The organism is Acidovorax sp. GW101-3H11, assembly GCF_001633105.1.
Lineage (GTDB): Bacteria > Pseudomonadota > Gammaproteobacteria > Burkholderiales > Burkholderiaceae_C > Acidovorax.
Genome location: NZ_LUKZ01000001.1, coordinates 473,128 through 493,262 on the forward strand (window position 1 = coordinate 473,128; position 20,135 = coordinate 493,262).

The following is a 20,135-nucleotide window of genomic DNA, read 5'->3' on the forward strand; positions in this document are numbered from 1 at the left end:
ACACCATCCACAGGAACCTTCTCGCCAGGCCGCACGCGCAAGAGGTCTCCCACATGGACATGGGACAAGGGAACATCACTCTCCTGACCGTTGGTGTCAATACGCCGCGCGGTCTTGGGGGCCAGGCCCAGCAGCGATTTGATGGCGGCTGAGGTCTGGGAGCGTGCTTTCAGCTCCAGCATCTGGCCTAGCAGCGTGAGCGAGATGATGACGGCTGCTGCTTCGAAGTACACCGCCACGCGGCCCATGGCCTGGAACGAGGCAGGAAACACCCCGGGCGCAACGGTGGCGACCACGCTGTAGACAAATGCGGCGCCCGTGCCCAGGCCGATCAACGTCCACATGTTGGGACTGCGGTTCGCAATGGACTGGGCACCACGCACAAAAAAGGGCCAGCCAGCCCACAGCACGATGGGGACTGTCAGCACGAGCTCAATCCAGCTCTGGGTGCCCATCTCGAACCACTGCAGCCGGTGTCCCACCATGGCCAGGATGGTGACTACTACGGTAAGTGGCAGCGTCCACCAGAAGCGATGCCGGAAATCCACAAGTTCGGCGTTTTCTCCCTCATCCAGCTTGGGGAGCATGGGCTCCAGCGTCATGCCGCACTTGGGGCAGTTTCCGGGATGGTCTTGCTGCACCTCCGGGTGCATGGGACAGGTGTAGATGGTACCGGGCTGAGTTGCTTCAGGCTCGGTCCCAGATTTGCCTTGAGCGCCCGGTGCGTACTTCTGGGGCGCCTCGACAAATCGCCCCTGGCACTTGGCGCTGCAAAAGTAGTAGTTGTGGCCTTCGTGGAGGGCGGTGTATTGGGACTGGGTCGTCACCGGCATACCGCAGACGGGATCCTTCAACGCCGCCTTGGACGGAGGTGCGTGTCCTTCATGGCCTTCATGAGGCTGATGCCCGTGATGAGCATGTTCGTGGGGCGCTGCAGTAGCCATGGTTGCGATTCCTGAAGGTGAGTTTCGTGTGGCGCAGGATTAGTTGCGACCTGATCCGCCGCCATGCGAACCGTGGCCCCCATGTCCATGGAAGAGGTGCATTAGTGGGCAGGCCAGCAAGAGTAGGTAAGGCCAATAGCCAGCGATGTGCGACCAGTGCTCTCTAAGCAGAAAAAAAGCACCAATCAGTCCAAGCATGACCACTGCGCCGATCAATTTTTTGCGGCTTCCAGACGGATTTGTAGCGTTCGAATGCTCTGTGGTGTGGTCGTGGTTCATGGTGTTCTCCAACAAAAGTCATCAGTGGTAGACCTTGTGGGAACGATAAGGCTTAACACGGTGGGAGTGTCAAGCAGGAACATTCGCCACCCTTGACATCGATCAAGGGCTTTCACTGCGACAAGCTTGGGCGCACTTGAGACAAGCCTGCGCATAGGCCTTGCAGTGGTTAGCCTCATGCTTGGCGCACTCATCGGCGCAAGCCTTGCAGATCTGCGCACACAGCGCGCAAATTGCAGCCGCATGCTCGCTGCAGCGCGCCACGGCGTCGGCCGCAAAGCTACAAGCCGCTGCTCAGTCCGCGTTCAGGGCAATACAGCCTGCCATCATTTTCACGTCCTCTTCCTTGAGGCAGGCAGCAAAGCACTGGTTACAGGCCGTCGCGCACGACAGGCAAGCCTCAATGCCCGATGTATATCAAAAGAGTAATCAGCAGGTCACCGTCCTGTTCGGGTGCGATTTATAGACTTCTCTCCGTGGCGCACAAAACGCCACCTGGATGGACCATATCGGGCATCCGGCGCCACAGGAGACCATCATGAAAGTTCGTACCGCAATCCTCGTCGCCAGCCTTGCTGCATCCGCCACAGCTTCTTTCGCCACGTCGGTGTATCACACCAGCCCAAGCCAGGAAGAAGGCGTGAGCTTGGCTCCCGACCATCTGGGCAACGCAGTTACCCGCCAGTCTGTTGAAAGCACCGTTCTCGCGGCACAGAAGGACGGCTCGTTGTACTGGATCAGCCGTGGCTACCCCGCCACTTATCCACTCGTCCCAGGCCCCAAGCTGACGAAAACCCGCCAACAGGTCCTGGATGAATTGCAATCGGCCAAGCGCAATCCCGTGGGGCGCGACGGTGTGCGCGACATGGGCGGCGAGGCAGGCTGGGTTGACGCCCGACAACTGCCCTGATCCCCGCTCAAGAGAACCACGGCTGTGCGCCACTCCCCGAACTGGCATACAGCTCTACACACCCAATCCATCATTTTCTCAAAAAGGAAAAGTTCATCATGAAACTCAAGTCCACCCTCATCGTCCTCTCCTTGATCGCCGCTCCCGCGTTCGCCTCGGATCAGGCAATCAGCAAGACGCGCCAGCAAGTTCAGGCGGAGCTGACACAGGCCATGCAAAGTGGTGACATGCTTGCCTCTGGCGAATCCGGCCTGACGCTCAAGCAACTCAACCCCAGGGCATATCCTGCAACGGCTACTGCGCAATCCCCGAAAAGCCGCGAGCAAGTGCGAGCTGAACTGGAACAGGCAATTCGATCGGGTGAAATGCTTGCGGCGGGAGAGTCTGGTGCCAAGCTCAATGAACTGATGTCGCGGCGCTACCCCGTTGTGGAAGCCAAGTCCTACAAGACCCGCGATCAGGTCAAGAGCGAACTGGCACGTGCCATTCGCGAAGGTGAACTTGTAGCGGTGGGTGAGGATGGCCGCAAACTCAACGAGATCTATCCAGACCGCTACCACGCGGCACACCATGCCGCTGTGGCGACCAACGTAGATACTTCGGCCAAGGATCCGCAGTTCTAAACTCTCTTACCGCCCGCTGCAGAGGCCCGAGGAAAAAACACTTGGCCTTGGCAGCAAAATGCTTGCAACCAAGCAGCGTCCGGCGAGATATCGGTTGCCCGCGCAGTGGCGGGAGAGACCTCAGTTTGGCTCTTTGCGGCAGAGGCAGTAGATGAATCTCTGCACCGTTCCGAATGGCGTTCGGTGCTCTTCGCGCTCTTGCTGCAAAAGCGTGAACGGAGCGCCAAACTCTGCATGCAGTCCATCCGCGTTGTAGCGCATCACTTCTAGCCCGCTGCACTTTTGCGGCCCGTCCTCGGCAAAGGTTGCCACGACGACGTGCCCTCCAGGCTTGACTGCGTGCAGAACCGACTCGACATAGGCCTTGCGCTTCTGGGGCGATGTCAGGAAATGAAATACTGCCCTGTCATGCCATACATCGTAGGCGTGCCGTGGGAGTTCCAGTGTTGTGATGTCGCCCACCAGCCAGGAAACCTTGGTGGCGAGGTCCCCCAAACGTGACTGCGATGCCGCCAGCGCTGCCTCTGATAAATCCAAGACCGCGATTTTCCTGTATCCCCCATCGAGCAGATCGTCCACCAACGTCGAAGCGCCACCGCCCACATCAATGATGCTGGCGTCAGGGGAGGCGCCCGTTTGCTGAATCAGCTGCACCGACTGCCGCGCGTGCTCCTGGAACCAACTCACGCCGGAGCTGGCCTTTGTCGTGTAGACCTGCTCCCAATGATCCTTGGACTGCATACCAATCTCCTTTGTGGATACTTGTGCCTTCCGATGCGCCAAGCCTGAGTTCGCCCATCGTATCAAGTGCCGCTATTTGGCACCGCCGCCTCACTCACCTTGCCGGATGCAGCTTCAAACCTGCATGTTCATTACGTCGGTGTAGGCCTGAACGAGACGGTTTCGGCTTTGGAGTGTGGCCTGAAATGCAATGTTGGACTTGACCCCGGCGAGCATCGATTCTTCAAGACTCACAGTAGAGTTCTCAAAAGTGACCTCGCGATTAAGACGGCCTGACTCCGCCTGCAACTTGCTCGTGGTTGAGAGGGCCTGCTTCATCGCTTCCAAAAATCCGCCGCCTTGAACGCTGGATGGTTTTAGCGCCGACAGACCCACCTGGGTGACTGTCCGTAGTGCGTCGATGGGGTTTGTGGTTACGCTCATGCTGGCTCCGCTGCTCTGACGACGAGGATCGCGTGCGAGCAATGGTAAGTCCCGTTTGCCAACCCGTAAGCCTTCGGACTGGGACGCCCGCCCTCCAATTGCGCAGCTCGGTATTGCAAGAAAATCATCTTGCTGACAGCACCAGGCAGGCCCATCGCCAACGGCGCGGCCAGCACCTCGTGGACACGCGCGGCTTTGGCTGACCAGACGGCCTACAGCCGTTGCGAAATCTCAAGCAGCGGCTTGATGCTGGAGCCAAAGCGGCTCATGGACGCATGGTGCTGCTCCAGCTGACTGTAGGGAAGATAACGAATCCCCAGTTCCGAAACGCGGGAGAAGGCCGGTCTTTGAAGTTGCTCCGCCACCTTGTCGCGGCGATTGTCCGGGGCCACCAGAAACAGCGCACATTTTTCTGCGACGGGGGTTCCCAAAGCCAGGTCGAGCATGCGCACTATCCCTGAATAGATAGACGTGGTGTGCTCCACCTCAAACGCAGCCGCAACGCGGCTGGTGTGGGTATCGACCCACACAACGTCAATCAACCGCACGGATTCCAGACCACCATCTGCCATGGCGGGCAGTTGGTCCATGCACCCGTCTCCCAGCAGGCCGCTGCCGTGCACCCGTCCTCGGTCGTTGGAAGCAATCCAGACATCAAACCCCAGGGCTTTTCCGAGGTCCCGCAGCAAGGCCTGGACGCCCGTATGGGTTGCGTCGCTCTCGCGGGCCAGAGCCAACTCCTTTTGCATGGCAGCGGACTCCTGCCGCACTCGCTCCAGATCTTTTCTCCAGAGGTCGATCGCGGTACCGTCCATTGCGGCGGGCGGCGCTGCATAGCGGCCAGCGCCAACGTCAAACATGAGTCCAGCTATCGCTCCCAGGTCATTGGAGAGCTTCAGGCGGTATTGCTCATTCAGACGCAGCAGGCCTTCACGCATCGAGAGATAGTGGTCCCAGCGGCCAAGCTTCACCCCACCTCCGGCGACAGCATTGAATCCTTTGACGATGGCTGTGTTGAAGGGGGCAACCAGCGTAGGGTGGATGAAGTAAAGCAAGTTCGCTACAGCCGGGCCCAGGCCTTTGATGCCAATGGCGTCTATACGCTGTATCGCCGCCACCACGTCTTGTGCACAGTTGCAGTGGTCGCAGGCGTGCAGCAAATCGGCAAAAAGCGTTTTGGTTGCTGGCGTTCTCATAGATATCGGGGATGCGCAGTTTGGGCTTCCATAGAAACGCGTGGTCCGCGCCCTTGAATATCTGACGCTGATCCGCGACCGAACCTACCACTGTCTCCAGCGAGGAACCTCGGTAGGCGTTGCCAAAAGTCCCAGCGCGAATATCCACCACCACCTGTGCAATCCCTCGGCGGATTGAGCGGAAGTTCTTTATCCGCTGGTCCCACAGAAACCAGGTGTTGTAGGTACTGCCTGGATCCGCTTTCCAGCAGTCGATGAGTTCGGCAAATGGATCATGCACCTGTTGTCGGGAGCTTTCCTACGATTCTCGTGCTGGGGAAGTACATCGAGAAACAGGTCGTGCCGCTTATCGAACTCACGGAAATGCGGCCGCGATGCGCGTGAACGATGGCCTGGGTAATGGACAGTCCAAGACCTGCACCATCGGAGTCGAGTTGCTTGCGCGACTTGTCAGCCCGAAAAAACCGGTCAAACAGCCTGGGGAGCAGCTGCGCATCGATGGAGGGCCCTTGGTTGATCACATTCACCGTCGTTCCATGCACATCACCCTGAATCTCAACGGCAATCTGCTCACCGGGCGGGGTGTATCGAATGGCATTGGACAAAAGATTGCTGAGCGCCCTGCGCAACATCAATCGATCGCCGCAGACATCCCCTTCGCCAGACAGCCTCAGGTGCACCTGCTTTTCTTCAGCCAGTGCTTCATAGAACTCAAACAGGGCACTTGCCTCATCGTGCACGGCGATCCTCTCCGTACTGGGCAGGATGAGTCCATGATCAGCCTTTGCCAGAAACAGCATGTCAGCAACCATGCGTGCCAGGCGCTGGTATTCCTCGGCATTGGACGCGAGGATGTCCTGATACTCGGCTGTAGTCCTGGCCTGGCTGAGCGTCACTTGCGTCTGTGTCATCAGATTGTTGATCGGGGTGCGCAACTCGTGTGCCAAGTCCGAGGAGAACTCGGACAGGCGGTCAAATTCTTCTTTCAGGCGCCGGAGCATTTCGTTCAGAGTCGTCGCAAGGTCAGCCATCTCAATGGGAAATGCGTGACTGGGAATGCGTTCGTCCAGCCGTTGTGCCGTGATGGCCATTGCGCGCGTGCGCATGGTCCTAAGAGGCGCCAAGCCATTTTTGGCGGCCCACCAGCCCAGGGCTCCCGCCACCAGCGTCGCCAAGGCCACATAAGCCACCAGCGCCTGGATCAGGCTGTACATGAAGTGCTTGTGGTGAGCAATATCCAGAGCTACCCAAATCTGCAACGGCATTTCCGAGGCGTCGGGCATGGACACGGATTGGGCCATTCCTCGGTACGCATGCTTCTGGGTTTGCCATGATGCAACCCCCAGCCGGGCTCTCAGAGTCAACTCAACCATGTTGCCCGGGAACTGGAAATCAGGAGTTGAGTACAGGGACTCTTGGCCGCGAAGGACATTGACAAAAAGCCCCTCGTGGCTGTGCAGAACATCATCCAGGCGGGTTTTGAGATCCTGAGGAGACGTCGCCTTCCCCATCACTTCGCGGGTCAGGTGAATCTTGTCCCGCAAGGCATCGCGGTCGAGCTCTACAAAATGGCGGTCAATGGAGATGGCAACCAAACTGCCCAGTCCCACCAGGACGAAAGCAGACGCAAGGGTAAAAAAAGCCGTCAACCGCGTGGTCAGCGAATACCTGGAGTTCACTCTTACACCTCGGGCGCTTCAAGCACGTATCCCATGCCGCGCACTGTCTGGATGAGCTTGGTGTCGTAGGCGTCGTCGATTTTTGCGCGAAGCCGTCGCATCGCCACCTCAACCACGTTGGAATCGCTGTCAAAGTTCATGCCCCATACCTGGGAGGCAATCAGAGAGCGGGGCAAAATTTCCCCCTGGCGACGCATGAGCAATTCCAACAATCCGAACTCTTTTGCCGTGAGGTCGATGCGCTTGCCCGAGCGGATGATGCGTCGGCGCAGCAAATCCAGTTCGAGATCGGCGACCTGCAGCACCGTCACCTCCGTGCCATTGCGCCCGCGCCGCAAGATGGTCCTCACGCGCGCAAGCAACTCCGCAAAAGAGAACGGTTTGACCAGATAGTCATCGGCGCCCAACTCCAGGCCTTTGATGCGGTCGTCCACATGGTCCTTGGCGGTCAGGAACAGCACCGGCATTTCTTGCCCATTGCGGCGCAAGCTCTTGAGCACTTGCCATCCATCCATTCCTGGGAGCATCACATCCAGGATGATCAGGTCGTGGTCGCCTTCCTGGGCCATGTGAAGGCCATCCACGCCGGTGCGGACCAAATCCGCGTTGAATCCCGCTTCCCGAAATCCTTGGCGCAGGTACTCGCCGGTTTTGATCTCATCTTCGACGATCAATATCTTCACGGGATTCTCCTTGACTCAGATGTAGCGGCAAGTGTGCCCGCAGATCCCTTTCCTTTCTTCAACATAACAAAGATGTAACCAACATGTTATTCCGGCGGAAGCAAGGTCCGCACAGAATGCCCTACATCAAGAAACGCATGGAGCACCTATGAAAAATCCTTGGACTTCACGACCTAAATCAACCCAACTTCTGGCAGCCGCGCTGTTGGCTCCTTCCCTAGGTTTCGCCCAATCGGCGGCGCCTGAAATGGCAAACCCGGACTATCAGCTGTCCTATCGGTCAGCGTTCACGAGCTATGAACCCTACCAGGAGCAAAAGGTGCAGTCTTGGCGGGAGGCCAACGACAAAGTGGGGGAGATCGGCGGATGGCGTGCCTACGCCAAGGAAATGCGCCAGGTTGCTCCAGCGTCTGGGCAAGAGCCGTCCGCTGCGGGTCATGATGCACACCATGGGGGCAAGCAATGAACCGCAAACTGCGCATGCCCCCCACCAAAATCGTTTTGGCTGTCGCCACTGTCGCCATTCTGTCTGGCTGTGCCAGCGTGAATCTTGAGCAGAACCTCTCCAGCGCCAATGCTTCGACAAGCGGTTTCACCGACGGGAACCTCACTCTCGCGAGGGACCAGAACGAACGGGATGCCTTGCGTCAGCGCGCTTCGGAGCTGCTGAGCAAACCCCTCAGCCAGAAGGACGCCGTACAACTCGCCCTGGTCAACAGCCCATCGATGCAGGCCATCGTGGCCCAGAATTGGGCGGATGCCTCGACTGCAGCCCAGTCCGGTCGGATTGCCAATCCCCTTCTCAGCCTGGAGCGCGTTCGCCTGGGCAGCGAGACGGAGATCGGCCGCCTCCTGTCCTTCGGGCTGCTGGACCTGCTGACCTTGCCTACGCGCAAAGGCATCGCCGAGCAGCGCATCAAGCAGACCCAGTTGCGCCTGAGCAGCGATGTAGTGGACCAAGTCACGCAGGTACGTCAGGCCTGGGTACGCGCCGTTGCCGCGCAACAGACGCTGGCCTACACCCAACAGGTCGTCGCCAGCGCCCAAGCCAGTGCCGAACTGGCCAAGCGCATGCAATCGGTGGGCAATTTCAACAAGCTTGACCGTGCACGCCAGCAAGCGTTCTATGCCGACACAGCGACCCAGCTGGCCAGTGCGCAGCACCAGGTCACGGCAGCCCGTGAGGAGCTGGTGCGGCTGCTGGGTCTGGACGACAGCCAAGCCCAACAGCTCAAATTGCCTGAACGCCTGCCCACACTGCCCAAGGAGCCGCTGTCTGCATCGGACGCTGGCCGTCAGGCATCCAAGGGGCGGCTGGATCTGCTGATCGCGAAAGCCGACTACGACGCAGCTGCACGCGCGCAAGGCTGGAACAGGATCACGACCTTCACAGACATCGAGTTGGGCGTGCGGCGCGACTCTGTCTTCGATGCAGCAGAGAACACCCACTCCACGCGGCGCGGCTTCGAGATCAGCCTGCAGCTGCCGATCTTCGACTGGGGGGGCATGCGGCGCGACGCCATGAATGCGCAGACCCTGGCTGCGGCCAACCGCCTGGAAGCAACTGCACGCGCGGCGGGTTCGAACCTTAGGGAGAGCTACTCCGCGTACCGCACTGCATATGACATCGCGCGTCACCACCGCGACGAGGTGATTCCCCTGCGAAAAACCATCTCCGAAGAAAACCAGCTTCGCTACAACGGGATGCTGATCAGCGTTTTCGAGTTGCTCGCCGATTCTCGCGACCAGGTGAACTCGGTGATGGCGGCCCTGAACGCCGAACAGCAGTTCTGGCAGGCGGATGCGGCCCTTCAGGCCTCTCTCATCGGCAAGCCCACCAGCGCTGGCGTCTCGGGCGGCGGCGCAGCCGCTGCCGAAGCTGGTGCAGGCCACTGATCCCCTCAAGGAAACCAACATGAATTCAAGAAGAGATTTTTTCCGCTTTGCAGGCATCGCCGGAGGAGCTGTCGCTGCCGCAAGCGTAAGCCGAGTCGCGATGGCGGCTTTGCCAGAGCCCATTTTCCAGGGCAGCGCCGACACCATGGCGCCCCTGGTTCCCAACTCCGGGCGCCCCTACAACCCGGTAGTCACGCTCAACGGCTGGACGCTGCCCTGGCGCATGAACCAGGGGGTCAAAGAGTTCCACCTGGTGGCAGAACCCGTCGTGCGCGAAATGGCCCCTGGCTTCAAGGCCCACCTGTGGGGATACAACGGCCAGAGTCCCGGGCCCACCATCGAAGTGGTGGAAGGCGATCGCGTTCGCATTTTTGTGACCAACAAGCTGCCCGAGCACACCAGCATCCACTGGCATGGACAGCGTTTGCCCAATGGCATGGACGGTGTGGCGGGATTGAACCAGCCCGCAATCCAGTCGGGCAAGACCTTCGTCTACGAGTTCGTGGCGCGCCGCCCGGGCACCTTCATGTACCACCCGCATGCCGATGAAATGACCCAGATGGCCATGGGCATGATGGGCTTCTGGATCACGCACCCCAAGGCCAAGCATCCGCTGATCGACGAAGTGCACCGTGATTTCTGCTTCCTGCTCAGTGCCTATGACATTGAGCCAGGGGCCGCGACGCCCAAGGTTGCAGAGATGACGAACTTCAATCTGTGGACATGGAACAGCCGCATCTTTCCTGGCATCGACTCCTTGAACGTCCGGCTCAACGACAAGGTGCGTATTCGCATCGGCAACCTCACCATGACCAACCACCCGATGCACTTGCACGGTCACGAGTTTTTGGTCACCGGCACGGATGGTGGTCCTACACCCAAGAGCACCCGTCTCTATGAAGTGACCACCGACGTGGCCGTGGGCCAGATGCGCCAGATCGAGTTCCTCGCGGACGAAGAAGGTGACTGGGCATTCCACTGCCACAAGAGCCACCACACCATGAACGCAATGGGTCACGACATTCCCACCATGATTGGCGTAGACCACCGGGGCGTGGCCAAGAAGATCAACAACCTGATTCCCGACTACATGGTCATGGGCGAACGGGGCATGGCGGACATGACCGAGATGGAGATGCCCATTCCGGACAACACCGTCCCCATGATGACCGGGGAAGGCCCCTTCGGCTCGGTGGAGATGGGTGGCATGTTCAGTGTCCTGAAGGTGCGCCGCGACCAGAAGCCAGGCGACTACAAGAACCCGGGTTGGTACAAAAACCCGGAGGGCACGGTGGCGTATGAGTACACCGGTCCGATGGCGGAGCCTGCCCGCTTCAAAGCCGAGGGCGGCCAGTCCATGCCCCGCAAAGAGAAGTCCAGTTCGGACACTGTCGTCAAGGTCAAAAAGCCGTCTTCGCACAGCGGCCACTGATCGCCTCCTTTCCTCATCCACAACCCAAGGTAACTATGAAACGCACTCTTTCCCTGATCGCCGCCTCCGCCCTGGTGGCCCTGTCCTTCAACAGCTTCGCCGGTGGCAACCACGGCGGTGGCCATGACGGCGGTGGCGCCCACGGCCACGGCAGCGCTGAATCGGCCATTGGTCAGCCCGGCAAGGCTTCCCGTGTTAGCCGCACGATCAACGTGGACATGACGGACAACATGCGCTTCACGCCCGCTGCGATCACCGTCAAGCAGGGCGAAACCGTCAGGTTCGTGATCAAGAACAGTGGCCAGGTCAAACACGAGTTCAGCATGGGCACCGATGCCGAACTCAAGGAACACTACGAGACGATGAAGAAGTTCCCGGACATGGAGCATGACGAACCCAGCAAGGTGTCGCTGGCCCCCGGCAAGCAAGGCGAAATCATCTGGCAGTTCACCAAGGCTGGTGAAGTGAAGTTCGCCTGCCTGTACCCAGGCCACTACGACGCTGGCATGAAGGGTCAGGTCACGGTGGTCAAGAAGTAATCGGGGAATCCCTGCACGCAATTGAACAAGGAGCTCGTATGAAAAACGCAAACACTTTATTGATCGGCGCTATGTTGTCGCTGGTCACTCTCATGCCGCTGTCGGCCGTGGCGCAGGCCGCTGGAGACGCCGGTAAAGCCGCAACCACGACCGCAGCCTCCATGACCGATGGAGAGGTGCGCAAGATCGACAAGGACGCCGGAAAAATCACCATCAAGCATGGCGACATCAAGCACTTGGAGATGCCGGGGATGACCATGGTGTTTGCTGCCAAGGACAAGGCCCTGCTCGACAAGGCGCAGGTCGGCGACAAGATCCGCTTCATGGTGATCAACGAGGGCGGAAAGATGGTGGTCACCGCCATCGAGCCTGCCAAGTAAGCGCAAAAAGTGTCTCGATACGCCCTCAAGAAAAGGGGGCGTTCTTCTGTTCGCACGTCAACCTACCAAGGAAAAATCATGAGAACTCTCCTTATCGCCCTGGCCATGACCGCCGCATCGTCCGCATTCGCCGCTGGCGACACCCAAGAGGCCACGCCCTACACCAACTCCAAGGCGCAAGCGCATGGCGAGGAACACAAAAAGGCCCGTCCTGCGACCGGTGTGAAGCGGACCAAGGATGGCAGTACGGCGCGGGGTGAAGGCTCTGGCATCGCCGACACCAGCAAGGCCGAAGCCCGTGGTCAGGAAAAGGCCAATGCGCGTGAAGCCATGCCGCACAAGGAAGCCACTCCGGGCTCCACGCCTAAGTAATGCAAACGGGTGGGCCACAAGCGTGGCCCACCCAAGTACGGGCGGGCCGCAATCGTGGTGCAAGGTGATGGCTTCGCAAGCCCCCCTCAGGGCCTAGTTCAGTGCCCGCTCCGATGTACGTGGACTCCGCGCATCCACGTCATAAGGTCTAGATGGCTGTTCGTCGGCGTGTCGGTCACACCAGAGTGCGCTCTGGAAACCTTGGCTCCGCGCCGAGTCGGCTTGACGAAACTTGCGTTGTGGTTGGGCTTCGAGGGACTGTCCGCCGCCAGGTTGTCAAGAATTGCGCAGTTCGAGTGGTCGTCGCCAGCGCACACAGAAACCAACTGCTCCAAGGCTGATTTCATCTCGATAATCTCCCGCAGCTTCTCCTCCAGATCCGCCAGATGGCGCTCCGCAATCGCCTTTACCTGCCGACTGGTGCGGTGCGTGTCACCCCATTGGCCGATCAACTCCGCAATCTGGGGCATGGAGAACCCGAGGCGGCGCGACTGGCGGATGAAACGCAGTACCGAAACTTCGCGCTCACCGTATTTTCGATAGCCAGACTCACTGCGCTCAGCTTCTGGCAACAAACCTGTTTGCTCGTAGTGGCGGATCATCTTGGCCGATACACCTGCCGCTTTGGCCGCTTCGCCGATGTTCATGAGTGTGGTCATGGATGCTCCTGTGCAATGGAATAACACGGTAGCAAGGACTTTGGCCCTTACCACCGTGTCAATGTCAAGCGCTCCGAATACTACGTTTTGTAAAGCCTAGATCAGGCGGGCGGATATCCAGCCTCGGTCAGCGCCTCGACCAGTGTCTTGCGATCTTCCGCGCTTTGCACAGTGACCATGCGTTTGGACATGTCCACCTGCACTTTACATTCAGGGTCTGTCATCTGAAGCGTCTGGCTCACCATCCCAGCACAGTGTCCGCAGGTCATGTCGGGGAGTTGGAATTCATGCATTTTTCGCCTCTTGGAAAAAGTTAAGAGGCTTTCAGTCTCCGGTTTGCCACTGGGGCAAGGTCAAGTGGCCAGATAGATATCCAAACAAGGAGCGGCGGCTCGCTTGCGTCTCCCATCGTGTCAACCCTGAAAGTTCGAACTCTGCCGGCTAACGCCGGAGTTGAACACCACATGGAGATTACTATGAACACCTCTGCCCATGAAGCGGGGCCGTCCGCCTCACTATCTATCGCACTCCTGAATCTTCCGATACTTGGCATGACCTGCGGCTCTTGCGTTGGACGGGTTGAAAAGGCCCTCAAAGCCGTCCCTGGGGTCCGTGAGGTGACCGTGAATATTGCTACTGAGCGCGCCTCCGTGGTTGCCGCCTCCACGGTGCCGGTCCCGGCCTTGGCTGCGGCTGTCGAAAAGGCTGGATACGCAATAGCGGAAGAGTCCGTGGAGCTTTTGATCGGTGGGATGACCTGCGCGTCGTGCGTGGGACGTGTCGAAAAAGCGCTGAAGGGTGTACCAGGCGTCAAGCATGCGGAAGTCAATCTAGCCACGGAGCGTGCGCAGGTTCGTTTCGATGCAGGATTGCCTCCCGAACGCCTGGTAGCCGCCGTTGTAAAGGCGGGCTATGAGGCGCAGGTGGCGGATACGAACACTCCCACTGAACACGACAAGCAGTCGGCGCCCTGGTGGCCTGTCGCTCTAGCCGCTGGTCTGTCCTTCCCCCTGGTATTGCCCATGCTTGGCATGCTGTTCGGTCAAGACTGGACACTCAACGGCTGGATTCAACTGGCCCTGGCCACGCCTGTGCAGTTCTGGCTGGGCGCGAGGTTCTACCGCGCTGGCTGGAAGGCTCTTCGTGCAGGCGCAGGCAACATGGATCTGCTGGTCGCATTGGGTACGTCGGCCGGGTTCGGTTTGAGCCTGTACCTGCTGGTCAAGCACGCTGAGCACGGCACACCCCACCTGTACTTTGAAGCCTCCTCTGTCATTGTCACGCTAGTGCTCCTCGGGAAGTGGCTGGAAGCCCGAGCCAAGCGACAAACCACCGAAGCGATCCGGGCGCTGCATGCGCTGCGCCCAGAAATTGCACGTGTGCGCGCTGATGCCGGTGACATTGATCTACCACTCTCACGCGTGAAAGTAGGTGATACGGTGGTTGTCCGCCCAGGGGAGAGAGTCCCGGTAGACGGCTCGGTGATCGAAGGCGCAAGCCAGGTGGATGAGTCATTGATCACCGGGGAGAGCCTGCCTGTGGCGAAGCACGTCGGTGACAAGGTGACGGGAGGCTCCGTGAACGCGGAGGGCTTGTTGTTGGTACGGACGACTGCGATAGGCGCAGAGTCAACTCTGTCGCGCATCGTGCGGATGGTTGAGTCGGCGCAGGCGAAGAAGGCTCCCATCCAGCGGATTGTGGATGAAGTGAGTGCGGTCTTTGTGCCCGTGGTGCTCGGCCTTGCTGCCATCACACTGATGGGCTGGGGCTTTGCCACTGGCAACTGGGAACAGGCGATCCTCAATGCTGTCGCGGTACTTGTCATTGCGTGCCCTTGTGCGCTGGGTTTGGCTACTCCCACCGCGATCATGGCGGGCACCGGCGTTGCAGCACGCCACGGTATTCTGATCAAGGATGCAGAAGCACTGGAGGTTGCCCACCACATCGACACCGTGGCGTTCGACAAGACCGGCACCCTGACCGAGGGGAAGCCCACTTTGACGGCTGCGATGCCTGCCGAAGGCCTCCAGGATCAGTTACTGCCGTTTGCTGCGGCCATTCAGAACGGCAGCGAGCATCCACTGGCCAAGGCCGTGATGGACGCTGCACGCACCCAGGGTGTGACCGTTCCTCGTGCCACTGAGGTCACAGCGGTAGCTGGCAGAGGCATGTCTGCTGTCATCAAAGGACGCCAGATCCGCCTCGGGAGTACACGTTACATGGAGGAGTTGGATGTCAACATGGCCAGTCTGACCGGGGCTGCAGTACAGATGCAACAAGAGGGCCGCACAGTATCCTGGTTGGCTGACGTGACCGATGCGCCAGAAGTGATGGGTTTATTGGCATTTGGAGACACAGTGAAGCCCAGCTCACAACAGGCCATTGCCCAACTGCATGCTCTGGGCATCCAGACCGTCTTGGTCACCGGGGACAACAAGGGAAGCGCAAGCGCAGTAGCCAGCGCGTTGGGCATCGATCAGGTTCGTGCTGATGTGCTGCCGGAAGGCAAGGCGGATATCGTGGCGCAGCTCAAGTCAGGTGGCAGGCACGTTGCGATGGTGGGTGACGGCATCAACGACGCGCCCGCTCTGGCTGCGGCGAATGTGGGAATTGCCATGTCCACGGGCACCGACGTGGCCATGCATGCTGCGGGGATCACGCTGATGCATGGTGACCCCGCGTTGATCGCAGATGCCATCGACATCTCTCGGCGCACGTACGCAAAGATCCGTCAGAACCTTTTCTGGGCATTCGCGTACAACGTGGTCGGGATCCCCTTGGCTGCATTTGGCCTGTTGAATCCCATGGTGGCGGGAGCAGCTATGGCCCTCAGCAGCGTGAGTGTGGTGACCAATGCGTTGCTGCTGCGTTCTTGGAAGAGGTAAGGACTAGCGCCAGATCCGACAACGGATCCTGTCAGATGTAGACCGCGTATGTCCATCGCTATCCGGTCGAACTCAAGAGGTTCTGTGAACGTGCTGATGGTGCACATCTGGTGCGTGGGGGTGAGCGTGGGTCATAGGCTCATGGGTGTGCTCGTGACCATGGCTTTCCGCCAAACGCAGCACCACTCGCGCCAGCATCACAACTCCGCCCGGCAGCATCAACAATCCCGCAGCACGCTCCCAGAATACTGCTAGGCAGAGACGCACAACTGGCCTTCAAGCATGGTGGCATGACGGCAGGCACTTTCGCGGCGCCCCCGCTGCTTTCGCGGGGGGCTGTGCGTATATTTTCTGGGCGGGATACTGGCGCCCATGGCCTTCGCAGCGCCCCCTGAAACCAAGCTAAACACGGCGCAGATCCGTTAAGCGGTGGGCGGGCACCATGTCACCGAAGGGCGCCATTGGAGCGATGACTACTTCCTGGATGTTCGCCTGAGGCGTTCAGAAAACGGCCGCACAAGCGCCGGACGCTGTAGCGCGCAGAACAATCAACGCTGCCTCTTGCTGCCCAAGGTCAACAAGGAGTCCCCAGTCTGCTTTGATGTGGTGCGCGTGGGCGACAAACTGCAGTACCGCGATGCCAGGCGCGTGGTGTATGCGGGCCCGGTCAGAAAGAGCTTGCCGCCACCTGCTCGATGACGAGTCTCATCAGCCTCTACGGCGCACGCTCCGTCATAGGCCCTTTAGGAGCCTTGGCACCAATTGAGGTTGGTCACAGTCCCATGCGTTGTAGTAAACCTCGTCGCCCACTGCGATGCCGGAGTCCGGGTCCACTTTGGCGAAGTGCCCGCGCGCTCGGGTCACTTGCCTTTGGATGAATGCAAAGCGGTCATTGGGGCGAATCTCCATTCCCTGGCAGCGAGGGCTACCTGTCTTCAAGAATTCTTCTGCGGTGACCAGTTTGGTGACCTTGCCGATTCTCCAGCCTTCGGACACAGCGTATTGGTTTTCATAGACTGGGGTGCTACAGCCTGAAAGCACCAGCAAAGCCAGCGCAGTAGCAATCGACAGCATCGAGTTTTTCATCGTCAAAGTTCCTTTGCCACAGTCTTGGGACATCTGGTCTGGTCAATGCCTGTGCTGGTGGTGAACATCCGGCGCATGGGGATGGGCGTGGGTGACCGGCTCATGGAAGTGCACATGGCTGTGGCTCCCCGTGGGCATCACGTCATGAACGTGCGAATGGTGTCCATCGTCATGACGGTGGGCGTGCTCATGCTCCATCGGCTCGTGCGTATGTTCATGCCCGTGGCTCTCGGCCAAATGCAGCAGCACCCCCGCAAGCATCAGAAGACCACCGAGCAGCATCAGCCACCCCGCAGACCGTTCACCGAAGCCGAACGCTACAGCCGCACCGATGAAAGGTGCAAAGGCGAACACGGAGCCAGTCCGCGCCGCCCCAAAAGCNAGCAGCACCCCCGCAAGCATCAGAAGACCACCGAGCAGCATCAGCCACCCCGCAGACCGTTCACCGAAGCCGAACGCTACAGCCGCACCGATGAAAGGTGCAAAGGCGAACACGGAGCCAGTCCGCGCCGCCCCAAAAGCCCGCTGCGCCAGAAGGTAGAACCGAAGACTCAAGCCATACCCCGTGGCCCCCACGGCAAAGAGCCCTAGAGCTGCCTTCAGGGAGGGCAAAGGCTCGCCCCACGCAATGGCAAGACATGCTGTCGCAGCGGCACCGAGCAAGGCCTTCGCCATCACGACCTGGCTGGGATCGCGCTCGGCCAGTCCCCGGGACAGGGTGTTGTCCACGCCCCAGGCCACCGTCGCCAGTAGCACCGCAAGCAGACCGAGCAGCTGCGTGCCGCCCTGCAGGCCCTGGTCCATGACCAAAGCCATGCCACCGGCCAGCAAAAGAAGCATGGCAGCCCACACACGGCGGTCCATGGTCTCGCTGTACAGCCACCACGCCAGTGTGGCAGTGAACAGGGCTTCCAGAGTGAGCATGAGCGAGGCACTGGCACCACTGGTGTGTTGAAGGCCCCAGGCCAGGGCGACAGGACCCAGAGCGGCACCGAACCCCGCCATGGCGATGAGGCGCCCGGCGTCGGATCTCTGCAACCTTGCCTCGTGAGCAGCGGTCCGCAGGGACAAGGCACCCACGACAGCCGCCCCTGCATACAGCAGCGCGGCCGTTGTGAACGCGCCCAGCCCGGCACCCAAGCGTTGAACCAGCGGGGTGCTGATGCCAAACAGGGCTGCAGCCAGCAAGGCCAGCAGACCACCTTGCAGTGCAGGCAAAGACAGAGAGCCGCGCGCCATGGGTCTTATTTCACCGTGAATCGAACAGTGACGTTCTTTTTGCTGTTGGTCGTGATCAGCGCAACCACCTTTGTCCCCTTGACCAACTTCACGCCCTTGGCCTCCAGCTTGTTGCCGCCTGCAGATTTCAGGGGCGCCTCTGCCTTTTCGGTGCCGTTGAGCACGGTGATCTTGCCGCCAAACTTGGATGCGTCCGCATCCTCGTCGTGGTCCACGATGTAGATTGCCGCGCCGTCAGCGGTGGCGACCAGCTCGAATGACAGATCGGAGGCGGTTTGCACCACGCCGCCGTGAGCAGGCTCGGCTGCACCATGGGCCATTGCAGCAGGCGCACTTGTCAGGGATGCCATCACGATTGCGGTGGCTGCCATCAGTTGGGAGAAGTTCTTTTTCATGGTCATTTGGGTTTCCTTCCGTTGAGTTTGTTTCACTGGCGCGCTTCAAAAGGCAGCGCACCAAGGCCTATCAAAAAGTGGGTGAGAATTAAGCTGGAGCCTGGAGTCAGAAGGCCTCCTGGCCTATGGATTCGCTTTCGGCTTGTGCGGTGCTGCCCTCAATCAAGCGCCGGGTGGCACCTTCGCCAAAAAGCCAGAACATCACGGGCGTCAGCAGCGTGTCCAGCAAGGTCGAGCTGACGAGTCCGCCGAAGATCACGACCGCCACCGGGTGCAGGATCTCCTTGCCGGGAGCATCGGCGGCCAACAGCAGCGGCGTCAGTGCAAAGGCTGCAACCAGCGCCGTCATCAAGACCGGAGTCAACCGCTCCAGCGAGCCGCGCACGATCATGGGTTGGCCGAAGACCTCTCCCTCGAACTTGCACAGGTTGATGTAGTGGCTGACCTTCAAAATCCCGTTGCGCGTGGCAATGCCCGCCAGCGTGATGAAGCCCACCATGGAGGCCACGGACAGGCTCACCCCTGCCAGCCACATCGCTGCAACACTGCCAATCAGCGCGAGCGGAATGTTGGCCATGATGATCCCGGCCAGCACGGCCGACTTGTAGCGCACATACAGCACAAGAAAGATCATTGCCAAAGACACCAGCGACAAGCCGACGATCAGTTGCATCGCTTGCTCCTGGGCCTGGAACTGGCCTTCCAGACTCAGAAAGGTCCCCGGTGGCAATGGCGCCTTTGCCATCACCGCACGAATGTCTGCAATAACGCGGCCCATGTCGGAGCCGTCCGTGTTGGCGTAGACAACGATGCGCCGACGGCCGTTCTCTCGGCCGATCTGGTTGGGACCATCGGTTTCCTGGACCGTGGCGATGGCAGACACCGGTATCTGTCCCGCAGGCGTGTCGATCAGCGTGCGCGCCAAATCCTGAGGACTGCGTTTGTCATCGGGCAGGCGCAGCACCAGGTCATAGCGGCGAAGTCCATCCACGATCTGCGCACCATGAGCACCATCCGTCAGGGCCTGCAGGACCCGCACAGCCTCCCCCGGGGACAGCCCGACCTGCGCAGCCTTGCGGTGGTCCAGCCGTACCGTGATCTGGGGGATCAGCACCTGCTTTTCCACCGTCAGATCCACCAGCCCTGGAACGCCCGAGAGTCCCTGACGCATCTGCTCGGCCAGGCCTCGCAACGTGTCCGTGTCGTCGCCGAAGATCTTGAGCGCTATCTGTGCACGCACCCCTGACAAGAGGTGATCAAGGCGATGGGAGATAGGCTGGCCAATGGCCACCTGGGCTGGAAGGACCGCCAAACGGGCCCGGATGTCCGCCATCACAGCCTCTCGGTCCCGGGCGGACCGCTTCAGGTCCACATCGATCTCGGCCGAATGCACGCCTTCTGCATGTTCATCCAGCTCGGCGCGTCCCGTCCGGCGCCCGACCTGGGTGACCTCGGGAACCTCTGCGATCAACGTCTCGGCCAACGCGCCCATGCGATTGGCTTCCGCCAGCGCAGTGCCCGGGTTGAACACCATGCCAAGCACCAGCGAACCCTCATTGAACGCCGGAAGAAATGCGCGCGGGAAAAACGGGACACTGGCCGCCGCTGCCGCCACCGCCAGTGCGGCGACAGCCATCAGCACCTTGGCGCGAGAAAACGACCAGCTGAGCACTTGCGCATCCCGCCGCTTGAGCCAGGCTACCAACGTGCTGTCACCGTGGTCCAGCCGTTTCATCCCCGGCAACAGGTAAAGGCACAGCACGGGCGTTACTGT

20 protein-coding genes and 4 pseudogenes are annotated in these 20,135 nt (G+C 60.0%); 9 read left to right on the top strand and 15 right to left on the bottom strand.

The window, feature by feature from the left end; all coding sequences use genetic code 11:
- From A1D30_RS02055 to A1D30_RS24545, 3 genes and pseudogenes are all read right to left on the bottom strand, one after another.
- Positions 1-833, bottom strand: an 833-nt coding sequence (locus A1D30_RS02055; RefSeq protein WP_199865916.1) for a heavy metal-binding domain-containing protein, incomplete at its 3' end; no start/stop codon positions are given.
- A gap of 150 nt (positions 834-983) precedes the next feature.
- Positions 984-1,142, bottom strand: a complete 159-nt coding sequence (locus A1D30_RS24540) for a DUF2933 domain-containing protein (RefSeq protein ID WP_347336228.1) — start codon at positions 1,140-1,142, stop codon at positions 984-986.
- Between the two features lie 183 nt (positions 1,143-1,325).
- Positions 1,326-1,628, bottom strand: a pseudogene (locus A1D30_RS24545) (four-helix bundle copper-binding protein).
- Between the two features lie 133 nt (positions 1,629-1,761).
- Here A1D30_RS24545 and A1D30_RS02065 point away from each other — a divergent pair.
- A complete protein-coding gene (locus A1D30_RS02065) occupies positions 1,762-2,133 on the top strand; it encodes a hypothetical protein (RefSeq protein WP_082836272.1) in 372 nt (123 codons plus the stop codon).
- A gap of 98 nt (positions 2,134-2,231) precedes the next feature.
- Entirely contained in the window at positions 2,232-2,756 is a 525-nt protein-coding gene (locus A1D30_RS02070) for a DUF4148 domain-containing protein (RefSeq protein ID WP_063459129.1), read from the top strand.
- A gap of 120 nt (positions 2,757-2,876) precedes the next feature.
- On the opposite strand, the gene A1D30_RS02075 is transcribed toward A1D30_RS02070, so the two are convergent.
- The 5 genes and pseudogenes from A1D30_RS02075 to A1D30_RS02095 form a co-directional block, all read right to left on the bottom strand.
- Positions 2,877-3,497, bottom strand: a complete 621-nt coding sequence (locus tag A1D30_RS02075; RefSeq protein WP_063459130.1) for a class I SAM-dependent methyltransferase — start codon at positions 3,495-3,497, stop codon at positions 2,877-2,879.
- A 114-nt stretch (positions 3,498-3,611) separates the two neighbouring features.
- Positions 3,612-3,920: a flagellar hook-basal body complex protein FliE gene (gene fliE / locus A1D30_RS02080; protein ID WP_063459131.1), complete on the bottom strand. Its 309-nt coding sequence runs from the start codon at positions 3,918-3,920 to the stop codon at positions 3,612-3,614.
- A gap of 212 nt (positions 3,921-4,132) precedes the next feature.
- Positions 4,133-5,396 (bottom strand): annotated as a pseudogene (locus A1D30_RS02085) (type II restriction endonuclease).
- The gene (locus A1D30_RS02090) at positions 5,389-6,795 is read right to left on the bottom strand and encodes a heavy metal sensor histidine kinase (RefSeq protein WP_063459132.1); all 1,407 of its coding nucleotides are present in this window, start codon (positions 6,793-6,795) and stop codon (positions 5,389-5,391) included. The pseudogene A1D30_RS02085 and the gene A1D30_RS02090 overlap by 8 nt, the downstream one beginning before the upstream one ends.
- Before the next feature lie 2 nt (positions 6,796-6,797).
- Positions 6,798-7,478 carry a heavy metal response regulator transcription factor gene (locus tag A1D30_RS02095; protein WP_063459133.1) on the bottom strand — a complete coding sequence of 227 codons (681 nt, stop codon included), beginning with the start codon at positions 7,476-7,478 and terminating at the stop codon, positions 6,798-6,800.
- A gap of 148 nt (positions 7,479-7,626) precedes the next feature.
- Here A1D30_RS02095 and A1D30_RS02100 point away from each other — a divergent pair, with 148 nt between their 5' ends.
- The 6 genes from A1D30_RS02100 (at position 7,627) to A1D30_RS02125 (ending at position 12,097) form a co-directional block, all read left to right on the top strand.
- On the top strand, positions 7,627-7,944 hold the full coding sequence (locus A1D30_RS02100) for a hypothetical protein (RefSeq protein WP_063459134.1): 318 nt from the start codon (positions 7,627-7,629) through the stop codon (positions 7,942-7,944).
- Positions 7,941-9,374, top strand: coding sequence for a TolC family protein (locus A1D30_RS02105; RefSeq protein WP_063459135.1), 1,434 nt, complete (start codon positions 7,941-7,943; stop codon positions 9,372-9,374). The genes A1D30_RS02100 and A1D30_RS02105 overlap by 4 nt, the downstream gene beginning before the upstream one ends.
- Before the next feature lie 19 nt (positions 9,375-9,393).
- Entirely contained in the window at positions 9,394-10,806 is a 1,413-nt protein-coding gene (locus A1D30_RS02110; protein WP_063459184.1) for a copper oxidase, read from the top strand.
- A gap of 35 nt (positions 10,807-10,841) precedes the next feature.
- Entirely contained in the window at positions 10,842-11,345 is a 504-nt protein-coding gene (locus A1D30_RS02115; RefSeq protein WP_063459136.1) for a cupredoxin family protein, read from the top strand.
- Positions 11,346-11,383: 38 nt separating this feature from the next.
- Entirely contained in the window at positions 11,384-11,725 is a 342-nt protein-coding gene (locus tag A1D30_RS02120; RefSeq protein WP_063459137.1) for a copper-binding protein, read from the top strand.
- A gap of 78 nt (positions 11,726-11,803) precedes the next feature.
- Positions 11,804-12,097 (top strand): hypothetical protein, encoded by a 294-nt coding sequence (locus A1D30_RS02125; RefSeq protein ID WP_131798401.1) that lies wholly within the window; start codon positions 11,804-11,806, stop codon positions 12,095-12,097.
- Positions 12,098-12,195: 98 nt separating this feature from the next.
- On the opposite strand, the gene cueR is transcribed toward A1D30_RS02125, so the two are convergent.
- Both cueR and A1D30_RS02135 read right to left on the bottom strand, forming a co-directional pair.
- Entirely contained in the window at positions 12,196-12,756 is a 561-nt protein-coding gene (cueR, locus tag A1D30_RS02130) for a Cu(I)-responsive transcriptional regulator (RefSeq protein WP_063459138.1), read from the bottom strand.
- A gap of 101 nt (positions 12,757-12,857) precedes the next feature.
- Positions 12,858-13,049 carry a heavy-metal-associated domain-containing protein gene (locus A1D30_RS02135; protein ID WP_056419638.1) on the bottom strand — a complete coding sequence of 64 codons (192 nt, stop codon included), beginning with the start codon at positions 13,047-13,049 and terminating at the stop codon, positions 12,858-12,860.
- A gap of 183 nt (positions 13,050-13,232) precedes the next feature.
- Between A1D30_RS02135 and A1D30_RS02140 the strand changes: the two genes are divergently transcribed.
- Positions 13,233-15,641: a heavy metal translocating P-type ATPase gene (locus tag A1D30_RS02140; protein ID WP_063459185.1), complete on the top strand. Its 2,409-nt coding sequence runs from the start codon at positions 13,233-13,235 to the stop codon at positions 15,639-15,641.
- Between the two features lie 732 nt (positions 15,642-16,373).
- Here the strand turns inward: A1D30_RS02140 and A1D30_RS02145 are convergent.
- From A1D30_RS02145 to A1D30_RS02160, 5 genes and pseudogenes are all read right to left on the bottom strand, one after another.
- Positions 16,374-16,727 carry a hypothetical protein gene (locus A1D30_RS02145; RefSeq protein ID WP_063459139.1) on the bottom strand — a complete coding sequence of 118 codons (354 nt, stop codon included), beginning with the start codon at positions 16,725-16,727 and terminating at the stop codon, positions 16,374-16,376.
- Between the two features lie 42 nt (positions 16,728-16,769).
- Positions 16,770-17,108, bottom strand: a pseudogene (locus A1D30_RS26315) (EamA/RhaT family transporter); the annotation flags it as partial.
- Position 17,109: 1 nt separating this feature from the next.
- Positions 17,110-17,966: pseudogene (locus tag A1D30_RS02150) on the bottom strand (DMT family transporter); the annotation flags it as partial.
- A gap of 5 nt (positions 17,967-17,971) precedes the next feature.
- On the bottom strand, positions 17,972-18,361 hold the full coding sequence (locus A1D30_RS02155; RefSeq protein ID WP_063459186.1) for a hypothetical protein: 390 nt from the start codon (positions 18,359-18,361) through the stop codon (positions 17,972-17,974).
- 106 nt (positions 18,362-18,467) lie between these two features.
- On the bottom strand, positions 18,468-20,135 hold a 1,668-nt coding region (locus A1D30_RS02160; RefSeq protein ID WP_131798402.1), incomplete at its 5' end, for an efflux RND transporter permease subunit.